A 10,030-nucleotide genomic window follows, 5' to 3' on the forward strand; every position below is an offset into this window, starting at 1 on the left:
TGATGACTCGCCGTTAAAACTCTTTTGTATCTTTACTTCCATGTTCCAAGCGTTCCGCAATATAAAAATCGGCGTTTTCATCGCATTTGTAAATCTCCTTATTCAAGGAATTTCATTTTTCGTGCAAAACTTTATTGCACGAAACTTGGGAACTGCCTCTTACGGACACTTTGGGCTTTTGCAGACCGACTACTCGATTTTCTGCGCCATTGCGGATTTCGGCATGACAACCCTCATCCTTGCCTTTTTCGGAAGCCGAGCCACAAACGGTTCACTATTCCGGAGCATCCTCCAACTGCGACTTTTTTCTGCAATAGTAGCAGCACTCCTCATGGCCGCTTTCACATTCGCGTTCCGCTATAACCACCCGATTTTTTACGGCGAACTCATTTTCACGTTCGGGCTCGTTTTCCAGCACGCCTTTTTCGATTGGTATTTCATCTGCGGAAAATTCTGGAAGCGGCTTTTTGTCTCGAAGGTGCTGCACACGATTTCGTATTCCGCCGTCATGGGCTTAGCCCTTCTCTACTTCAAGATTGAACGCATCGAACTTATTGCACTTGCGATGGTGCTTGCCGCACTCCCCGCATTCTTCTATGGCGTGACGCAGGCGTTCCACGCACACCTTTTAAAAATCACACGGCGCACGTTCCGCTTTATCGGTCTCATGATCAAGGCAGGCATTCCGTATGCCATTTCGAGCTTTGCCGCATTCGCCTACTTGCCCGTCGGCCTCTACGTTGCTGATAAATTTGCAAGTGTCGAATTCCTCGGCTGCTATAACTTCGGTCACAAAATTCTATTGCTCTGTTCGAGCATCATGGTGCACTTCATCTCGTCGAACCTCATCACGCTCCACTCAACGCACGACAAGAATCTCCATATCAAGGACATCGCGGTATTCACGCTGTTCATCGCCGTGTGCTCTGCGCCTCTATGGCTATTCCCCTCGTGGATTTTAAAGATTCTATTCTTTGCCGCCCCGTGGACCGACACTTCGTTACAGACAAGCGCTAGCATTTTACAGATACTTTCGTTCTCGCTCATTTTCCAGGCAGCACGCACCACGCTCATCTCGACACTCCTCAAGGAACATGCGACACGCGCCTACGCCATCATGGTCAGCATTGGCGGAGCCTCGAACATCATCGCCTGCGGCCTTGCCGGAATGTATCTCGAAAATGCCATGATTCCCCTATTCGCCCTCACCGGCGACCTCGTGATTACCGCAATCTTGTTCGGGTATTTCGCACATAAACGCAGAATGAAGTGGTGACGCGGCTTTGCCGCAGTAAACAGTGGTTAGTGGCTAGTAAACAGGTGTAGCTAGTTACTAGTCAATGGTCTTTAGTCAATAATCGTTCGAAGCCGTCATCCTCCGTTAGGAGACTCCCTTCAAGGTTCCGCCTTTCAGGATGACGCCACTTCCTTCCGCATTCTTACGCAATCGAAGGCGCCGCTTTTCACGACATCACTGTCAATTAATTTGTACCCTAGTTTTTCATAAAAGCCAATAGCTTCCAAGCGGCTGTCAATTGCAATTTCAGTATAGCCGCATTCCGCAATCCACTTTTCCGCTTCACAAACGACCTTGGCCCCCAACTTTTGCCCACGGTACTCCGGCAAAACGACAACGCGACCAATCGTCGCACACTTCGTACTGAGTTCGTAAAACCGACACGTCGCCACAGGGTATCCGTCATCCAAAAGCACAATGTACTTTGTACCGTCGCAATCGTGCTCGTCGAATTCATCTCGCAACGGAATATGGTGCTGACGATTCATCCCTTGGATGCGTACGGAATACGCACCGGCACGTTGCCATTCCTCTGTCGCACGGAGAACTTTAATATCCATAAAATAATTCCTATTGATTCAAGACGCCTAGCCAAACAACGGCAACAAAAATTCATAAATACAGTAGCCCAAAGCCACGATAAACAATAATATCACCAAATGTCGCCAACTGAGCAACAGAGATACAAGATCTAACACAAAGTCTATCAAGAAATCGATAATATAACCCATAAGTTTTACCTAGCGCTACTTCACATTCAGCGTTTGTTCAGAACCATAAGCTCCATGAATAAGCATCACATTGTAATTCGTAATACTTTCCATTGGCTTAGGGATGGACCAACCAACAACGACTAAAGTCATCATCAATGCAATTATATTTTTCATAAAAAAATTAATCCTAAAATCTTTATACATCGACACTTTCGCTTCCTAATAATCAATGTACGTATTCTCTAATTTATTTTTAAAAAAAGCACCTTCTGACGATGCAGAAGCAAAACATTCTATGCCGGTTCCAACAATCTGACAAACATCACGCTCCAACAAAAGCATATATCCTTGAAAACTCAGCTTCGCTCCTGCCGTCCAAGAAAAATCATTCTCTAATTTATGTATAAGTGTATCATTTCTGAATAGAGAAGAACTACGTTCTTCCTTATTAAAAAACAGACAGTATGCGTTTTGACCCCAAGCCCTCACGTCATCACATTTCTTAATCCACTCCAATTTTTCATCCAAACGTTTGTAAATAATTAATTTTGAAACCGTATCCAAAACTGCATATTGACAATTATCATCACCAGCACTCAACGAACGATCACTTTTCGCAATAAACGTCCCGTCAAACCACTGTTTGACAGACTGCACAGTAAAGTCAACCGAGCAACCTTCCATCTTTTTATTCAACCTAATTTCATGGGGAAGTTCCCCAATCTTCCACAATCTTATCGAATTGTCTATATGCCCACCCCATATTACAGAATCCGTCATTTGCCCTGACGGTCTCGTACTATGTACTTCCATGCCAAAGATTCCTGTACTATTTCGATCAGAAAGAGAATCACACCAACGGGGACCATCTTCTTGAACACGATAATTATAGACACACAATCTTTCTTGTCCGCAACCATCTATATCTTTATAATTAGCTCCCACGCCATCCGTAATTTCAGTCCAGCAACGATAATCGCCAACCATTACAAGCGAATCATCTACAAAACCAACAACTTTAGCACCGCTTCGCACGTCATTCCAACGAAACTCCGTATCCGAGCACCCCCACATGCATACGCATGCGAAGGCAACTGCCAAAACAGCGAGCAACTTTTCAAATCCAAAATTGTTCATTTTTTTCCATAAAAGGTTTTCCTATGTTTAAACCTTTCTATTATAAATTTATATAAAAAAGTGTTTTATGCAATAACTAGACTTTACTGGACCCTGCTCCTTCGAACCTAACTCCACTAAGGGGCTGAAGCCCCAAGTCTCGTATATCGCGTTGCTCAGGGTGACGAAGAAGCGGGTTCAGGATGACGTCAATATTCACTGGATCCTTCCGCCTACGGCGTCAGGATGACGGCAAAAAAGGAGATGCCCGATTGTCATCCCGGACTTGTTCCGGGACGGGCATGACAAAACACTAAACTGTTTTCTCTTCTACTTCGCCCACGACTTCAGGGTCAGCGGGCAATATTGAACGCGAGCCGCTGCTGACAGTACAGACAAAGAAAAAGAACGACATCCACACCCAGTACATACTTTGCTTGTAACCTGTCGTAAAGTTCCACAAAATAATCCACATCATGAACGTCGCCGTCAACAGGAGCGTCAGCGGACTTTTCGCAACCGCCGTTTTATGATAACAGAACGTAAAGACCACGCCAAAGAAAAACGGCAACAGGAATATTCCGGGGAGTCCGAAGTCCTTGTAGGCATCCCACAGATAAGGTATCGTATTGAGTCCCGGATACTTCACGATGCTTTCGTTGAAAGGCGTATCCCATCCAAAGCTCTGCTGCAAGCCATCGCCAATGTGCATCAAGTGCGTAATGCCGTAAAACGCATCGATACCGTAAGTCCATTCATGTTCGGGAATGTCGCTCCAGCGATTGAACGCATAATCCAAATTCCAGTAATTGTTCGCCACGTACTTGTACGGCAAAAGCGCCACTTCCCTCGCAATCTTGCTATCGGTAATGTCAGAATTCCCGTACTGCCCCTTGAGCGAGGCTACCGCCACAAAAAAGATACAGGCGAGCATCGTCATTACGGAAAGCGAGCGCCACGAAAAACGTCCGCGCAAATAGTTGAACAAAATAATGAACATGCCTATGCAAAGCATATTGATGCCTCGGCTCGGGTATGTCATGAACGAAAGCAAAATCGTAAAGGCGACCATGAACCGCGACGCATAACGCACCCACCGCACCGGGTTCATCGACTTGAACGATGCGACTGCAAAAAGCCCGACCACCATCGCGCCCGACGTAAAGAAGTCCGCGAACCGGAGCACGTTATTGTCCTTGCCCGTAAGCCATATCGAAGGATTGTCGGTCAAGAGCACAAGATTCCCCGCCACCGAAATGACACCGATGACGCCCACAAAGAAATACGCGAATGCCGAAAAACTAAGGAAAAAATGGCAGACCCAGTTATACTCGCCATGTACAGATAACTTATCCTGCAATGGAGGTCCGCCCAAAGAGCGCCAAGCAAAATCCGTCATGAAGCACCCGGCTACAAAGCAGAACATGCCACCGCCCCACACAAGCCACGTCGAATAATTGAAATCCGACATTTCCGGCAAGAACTGCAAGTACGAAACGCCGAGCATTACCATCTGCACTAAAAAGTACAGAGTCGATGGGCGGAAAAAATCTTCCTTGAAAATGGAAACCAGCACCAAGGCGACGACAGCAAGCGCAAACATCACGCTCGATTCTGGATGAGCAAGCAACGCCTCCATAATGCCAATCGCCTCAAAAACTATTTACGCCAGAAGCAGACTTTACCGACAAAGAAATTCCACTCGGCACCCGTTCTGCTGTTCGTGCGGCTTTCCGAACGCATGAATTCGATAAAGTTGCAGAAAAGCGATGCAAAGAAGAACGAAAAGAATACGGTAAACACAAGAATCAGCCCACGTTTCGGAGAAATCTTCTTGTCGTTTTCCCAAGGCGGTTCAAGCACATGGAGGTTCGTGAGCATCTTCGCCTCTTCCATGCGCATTTGTTCGCTCTGCTGGCGCAGCACCTTGTACATCGCTTCCTGGATGCGGATTTCGGCTTCACGCCTCAGGTATTCCGAATAAAGCTCCGGAGACTTCTTGAGTTCCAAGATACCGATGTCGCTATGCTTGCCCTTGAGCGTTCCGCCTAAAGCTGAATTCATTCCCTTCATGCGCTTTGAAAGTTCCTGGTAGCGCTTGCTATTCTCGCCGCGGTCCAGCTTTTCAAAATTCATCTCCATGTTCACTTCTTCGCGCATCGCCTGCAATTCGCTCAAGTACTTGATTGTAGCTTCGAGCTGAATACTCGGTTCATACACGTTGTTCGTCACCTGGAAATTGACGAAATCCTTGAGCAACGAATCAAGCACATGTTCACAAGAATCAAGCCTGGACTGGAAATACTCTCTGGACTGGCGAGCCTGCCTCGTCTTGAACGCATTGAACGCGGAGTCCGCCTTCGCGAGCATGAACTTCACGACCTCGACCGCAAGCTTGGGATCCGTATCCTTGTAATAGAGGGAGAACATCTCCTCCTTGTTGAGTTCGAGACCGAAATTCTTGCGGAATTCCCTCAACAGGTCCGCATGGAACTTCCCCTTGAATTCGTAATGTCTCGCCAGGTCAAAATTATTGATGACCATGTCATGCAATTCCCAAGAATTGAGAATCGTCCACACCGCATTCGCGTCCTCGCTCGTTTCCGACAAGCCAAGCAGCGAACTCATGCCGGAAGCACCCCCCAGCATACCGCTCAGCGCTCCCGCCATAGACTGCGAATTCGCCGGCGGAGTGACAATCGCCGATGCGGCATACTTGGGCTTCACGACCCACATCACCAAGACAAACGCGACAATAGTCGGGATAAGCACGCATGCGACGATTAACTTGAAATGCTTCAAGTCGTTATTCAAAATCCGCAAACAGATTTCAACAAAACCGATAGACTCTTGCTTTTCCATAAATTACTTGTAGTTGACGTAAATGATGAACGCAGAAGAAATCACGCTCAGGAGCGAAGCCATGAACAAGGTAAAGTCCTTGAACGATTCGTAATGGCTCTTGGGAATCTCGATGACATCACCCGGCAAAACCGGATCCGTGGCCACGTTGATATCCATAGCCTTCAACTTGTCGCCACGCCAGACCTTGACCTGACTCCAGGAACCCGTAATCGTATTAAGACCGCCCGACGAGATGTAATCAATGGCATGCCACGTCGGATTGTACGGATAACGCCCGATATAGTTCACTGCGCCGCCCACATAAACAAACAGCTCCTTGACGAAGAACTCTATTTCCGTATTCGGAGCCACAATCGTGGTTTTCATTTCGGAGAGAGTAATCCAGCGCGGATCCTGGTCCGGTTCACGAACGCATACAGCCTTGTAGCCGAAATTGTGCATCCTGTTCGCTCCAGCAAGATCGAAGTAATCCTGAAGCGTCCTGTCTGCACGGTAAGCGACACTCGTCCTGAATCCGGGGAACATCAAAGTGATATGGTCGCCCATAGGAATGAACGGCACGAAAATCTTGTCCCCCTGCTCCAGCATGACATCGTTTTCAAAATTTCCATTCGTCGTCATGTCCGCGAAATTCACGTGAATCGTATCCTTGCCACGAATAACCTGCACATCTTCCGAATTCGCATTCGGGAGCGTCCCTCCAATAGCGCGAAGAAACCAGCTAAGCCTCGTCTGGGGCTCGAGAATATGTTGCCCGACGAGACCTACAGCGCCCATCACGTTAACGCGGAATTTCTTCAAGGCCGCAAGCTGCACAAAACAGAATTCACGCTTGTACTTCTTGGACACCAAATCCAGAATCAGCCTCTGTGCTTCGCCAAAAGTCTTGCCGCCCACATCCACGGCACCGCATTCCTCGACGGCGACACGTCCATCCGGGTAAACTTGAATCGAAAGATACTTGTCTTCCAGCATCAAGTCCAAAAAGTCGCCCGGACCAATGACATAATTGGAATCCACCGCAACTTCGGCATACATCGGCGTAAGCGATGCTGTTCCACGCGTAGAAGAACCATCGCCAAGGACCAAACTTCTTGAACCCGAATTGCCAAACATGGATTCTGATGCAAAGGCACATATACAAGCCAAAAGGATACAGACAAAAAAAGAACGCATAATTTTTCTGCAATAGAGAAAGGATAAATTAGTTATGTAATAATACAAAAAATGCGGGAATAAGTTTTTAGTTATTGGTCAATAGTCATTAGTTATTGGTCAATAGTCATTGGTCATTAGTTATGAATGCAAAAAGGGGACACGGCATAAAAACCATGTCCCTTTTAAAAGCGGTTGACCGTTTTTGATCTTAGTTAGCGGACTTGCCTTCGCCTTCGACCATGTCAACAGCAGCGTCAGCCTTGGCAGGTTCAGCAGCCTTCTTGGCCTTTGCAACGATTTCGTCTTCAACGAGACCGATCAAAGCCATTTCAGCAGCGTCACCGGCGCGGTTGGGCCCAAGCTTCAGTACGCGAGTGTAACCGCCGTTGCGGTTTGCATAACGCGGACCGATCGTGTTGAACAAATCCTGGAGAACCTTCGGGTCCATAATGAAGCGAGCAGCTTCACGACGAGCAGAAAGGTCACCCTTCTTTGCGTAGGTAATCATGCGTTCTACACAGCTGCGCACAAGCTTAGCCTTGTGGAGAGTGGTACGCACATAGCGCTTGTTCTGATCCGTTTCCATGCCCATACCGATGATGGAAGTGGTGAGGGCGCGGAGGATGGCACGCTTGTGTTGGGCGTTAACACCCAGTTTCTTGTTTTTTACACCGTGTCTCATGTTTAATCCTTCAAGTAATCATCGACGTCCATGCCAAACGAAAGGCCCATCGACGTCAACACCTCGTTAAGTTCAACCAAGGACTTCCTACCGAAGTTCTTGTATTTGAGCATATCGTTTTCCTTGTTGCGCACAAGTTCGCCAATGGTATGGATGTTGGCCATACGGAGGCAGTTGCTGGAGCGAACGGAAAGTTCCAAGTCATCCACACGCATGCGGAGGAGGTTGGCGATACGCTGACGTTCTTCATCCATTTCAAGTTCTTCGGGGCTTTCGAGATCGCCTTCGAAGTTGATGAAGATTTCCAAGTGATCCACAAGAAGCTTTGCAGCGTATGCAAGAGCGTCTTCCGGGTCAATGGAACCGTCTGTTGTAATTTCAAGTTCCAGACGGTTGTAATCCGTCTTCTGACCAACGCGGGTATCGCTGATGTGCATTGCGACTTTCTGAACCGGGTTGAAGTTCGCGTCCATGGCGATAACGCCAATCGGAGCGTCCTTGTCCTTGAGTTCGTCAGCAACAACATAACCACGACCGCAGGAGATCTTCACGTCCAGCGACAGAGAAGCGTTGCCGTTCAATGTCGCAATGTGAACATCCGGAGTCAGGATAGTGACATTGGGATTGTCCATAAAGTCCTTGGCCGTGACTTCGCCATCACCGGACATGTCCAAGTGAAGGGTTTCGTCGTGATCAGACAGGAGCTTTACACGGATGCTCTTGAGGTTCAGGATAATGTCAGTGACATCTTCCTTCACACCCGGAATCGTCGAAAATTCCTTGTCAACGCCTTCGATTTTCACGGAGACAATAGCCGCACCCTGCAGAGAGGAGAGGAGCACGCGACGGAGAGCGTTACCGAGGGTGATACCCCAGCCACGTTCCAAGGCTTCTACGACAAACTTGGCGTAGCGGCCATCTTCGCCGGTTTCCACTTTCTGGAAGCTGCGCGGCATCTGAAGTGATTTCCACATCATTGGCGATACCTCTTTGGATTAAATTCTTCTCTTCTTTTTAGGACGGCAACCATTGTGCGGGATGCCCGTCACGTCTCGAATAGAGAGAACTTCGAGGCCCGCATTCTTGAGAGCGCGGACGGCAGATTCACGGCCACCACCGGCACCCTTGACGCGAACGTCCACCTTGCGCATGCCGAGGTCGAATGCCTTGTGGGCAGCAGTTTCAGCGGCGAGCTGGGCTGCAAACGGCGTGCTCTTGCGGGAGCCCTTGAAACCGGAGTTACCCGGGGAACCCCAAGCGACCACGTTGCCGCGAGCGTCGGTGATAGAAACGATTGTGTTGTTGAAGGAAGCGAACACGCAGGCGATGCCCTGGATGTCGATACGCTTCTTGCCCTTCTTAACCTTGACTTCTTCAGTTGCAGCCGGAGCTTCAGCAGCGGCAGCAGTTTCCTTGATTTCTTCTTCAGCCACGATGAATCTCCTTACTTCTTCTTGTTAGCCACAGTCTTCTTGGGGCCCTTACGAGTGCGGGCGTTGGTACGGGAACGCTGACCGCGGACCGGGAGGCCCTTGCGGTGGCGGATGCCGCGATAGCAACCGATATCCTGCAAACGCTTGATGTTCAGGGTAATTTCTGCGCGGAGCTGACCTTCCACAGAGTATTCGTCTTCGAGGAGATGACGAATCTTACCTTGTTCTTCTTCAGTCAGGTCGTCACACTTCTTGTTCTTGTCGATGCCCAGCTGAGCACAGACCTTGTTAGCGGTGAACAGACCGACACCATAAATTGCCGTCAGACCGTATTCAACAGTCTTGTTTTTCGGTAAATCGACACCAGCTATACGTGCCATACGATCTCCTTATCCCTGCTTCTGCTTGTGACGGGGGTTCTTCGAACAGATGATGCGCAATACACCCTTACGACGGATGATCTTGCAGTTTTCACATCTGGGTTTAATGGAGGCTTTGATTTTCATAGGTTTGACCTTCTTTTGATACCTATTACTTGTAACGGTAAGTAATTCGCCCGCGATTTAAATCGTACGGGGAAATCTCGACCAACACTTTGTCGTCCGGCAAGATTCTGATAAAATGCCGGCGCATCTTTCCTGATACGTGAGCAAGGATTTCGTGACCATTTCCGAGTTGAACACGGAAGAAAGCGTTGGGGAGTGCTTCCAGCACAACGCCTTCTACTTGTATACCTTCTTCTTTAGCCACTAGGATGCCATCCTGC

The 10,030-nt window shown here is 48.3% G+C and carries 13 protein-coding genes; 1 reads left to right on the plus strand and 12 read right to left on the minus strand.

Annotated features, from left to right (window positions below; genetic code table 11):
* Positions 1-40 precede the first annotated feature (40 nt).
* Entirely contained in the window at positions 41-1,276 is a 1,236-nt protein-coding gene (locus IKG78_RS10155) for an oligosaccharide flippase family protein (protein ID WP_290942988.1), read from the plus strand.
* 134 nt (positions 1,277-1,410) lie between these two features.
* On the opposite strand, the gene IKG78_RS10160 is transcribed toward IKG78_RS10155, so the two are convergent.
* From IKG78_RS10160 to infA, 12 genes are all read right to left on the minus strand, one after another.
* Complete coding sequence (locus IKG78_RS10160; RefSeq protein ID WP_290942990.1) at positions 1,411-1,857, minus strand: GNAT family N-acetyltransferase; 447 nt, start codon at positions 1,855-1,857, stop codon at positions 1,411-1,413.
* A 186-nt stretch (positions 1,858-2,043) separates the two neighbouring features.
* Positions 2,044-2,184: a hypothetical protein gene (locus tag IKG78_RS10165; protein ID WP_290942992.1), complete on the minus strand. Its 141-nt coding sequence runs from the start codon at positions 2,182-2,184 to the stop codon at positions 2,044-2,046.
* Positions 2,185-2,229: 45 nt separating this feature from the next.
* Positions 2,230-3,147: a hypothetical protein gene (locus tag IKG78_RS10170; protein WP_290942994.1), complete on the minus strand. Its 918-nt coding sequence runs from the start codon at positions 3,145-3,147 to the stop codon at positions 2,230-2,232.
* Positions 3,148-3,439: 292 nt separating this feature from the next.
* Positions 3,440-4,765: an O-antigen polymerase gene (locus tag IKG78_RS10175; protein WP_290942996.1), complete on the minus strand. Its 1,326-nt coding sequence runs from the start codon at positions 4,763-4,765 to the stop codon at positions 3,440-3,442.
* A gap of 20 nt (positions 4,766-4,785) precedes the next feature.
* Complete coding sequence (locus IKG78_RS10180; RefSeq protein ID WP_290942998.1) at positions 4,786-5,988, minus strand: Wzz/FepE/Etk N-terminal domain-containing protein; 1,203 nt, start codon at positions 5,986-5,988, stop codon at positions 4,786-4,788.
* Between the two features lie 3 nt (positions 5,989-5,991).
* The gene (locus IKG78_RS10185; protein WP_290943000.1) at positions 5,992-7,167 is read right to left on the minus strand and encodes a polysaccharide biosynthesis/export family protein; all 1,176 of its coding nucleotides are present in this window, start codon (positions 7,165-7,167) and stop codon (positions 5,992-5,994) included.
* Between the two features lie 190 nt (positions 7,168-7,357).
* Positions 7,358-7,831, minus strand: coding sequence for a 50S ribosomal protein L17 (gene rplQ / locus IKG78_RS10190; protein ID WP_290943003.1), 474 nt, complete (start codon positions 7,829-7,831; stop codon positions 7,358-7,360).
* A gap of 2 nt (positions 7,832-7,833) precedes the next feature.
* Positions 7,834-8,808 (minus strand): DNA-directed RNA polymerase subunit alpha, encoded by a 975-nt coding sequence (locus IKG78_RS10195; protein ID WP_290943005.1) that lies wholly within the window; start codon positions 8,806-8,808, stop codon positions 7,834-7,836.
* 18 nt (positions 8,809-8,826) lie between these two features.
* The gene (rpsK, locus tag IKG78_RS10200) at positions 8,827-9,249 is read right to left on the minus strand and encodes a 30S ribosomal protein S11 (protein ID WP_290943009.1); all 423 of its coding nucleotides are present in this window, start codon (positions 9,247-9,249) and stop codon (positions 8,827-8,829) included.
* Between the two features lie 26 nt (positions 9,250-9,275).
* Positions 9,276-9,644 (minus strand): 30S ribosomal protein S13, encoded by a 369-nt coding sequence (gene rpsM, locus IKG78_RS10205; protein ID WP_072799956.1) that lies wholly within the window; start codon positions 9,642-9,644, stop codon positions 9,276-9,278.
* 9 nt (positions 9,645-9,653) lie between these two features.
* The gene (rpmJ, locus tag IKG78_RS10210) at positions 9,654-9,770 is read right to left on the minus strand and encodes a 50S ribosomal protein L36 (protein ID WP_014546097.1); all 117 of its coding nucleotides are present in this window, start codon (positions 9,768-9,770) and stop codon (positions 9,654-9,656) included.
* 25 nt (positions 9,771-9,795) lie between these two features.
* Positions 9,796-10,014 carry a translation initiation factor IF-1 gene (infA, locus tag IKG78_RS10215; protein ID WP_014546098.1) on the minus strand — a complete coding sequence of 73 codons (219 nt, stop codon included), beginning with the start codon at positions 10,012-10,014 and terminating at the stop codon, positions 9,796-9,798.
* Positions 10,015-10,030: the final 16 nt, after the last annotated feature.

The sequence above is a fragment of the Fibrobacter sp. genome (genome assembly GCF_017545445.1).
Lineage (GTDB): Bacteria > Fibrobacterota > Fibrobacteria > Fibrobacterales > Fibrobacteraceae > Fibrobacter.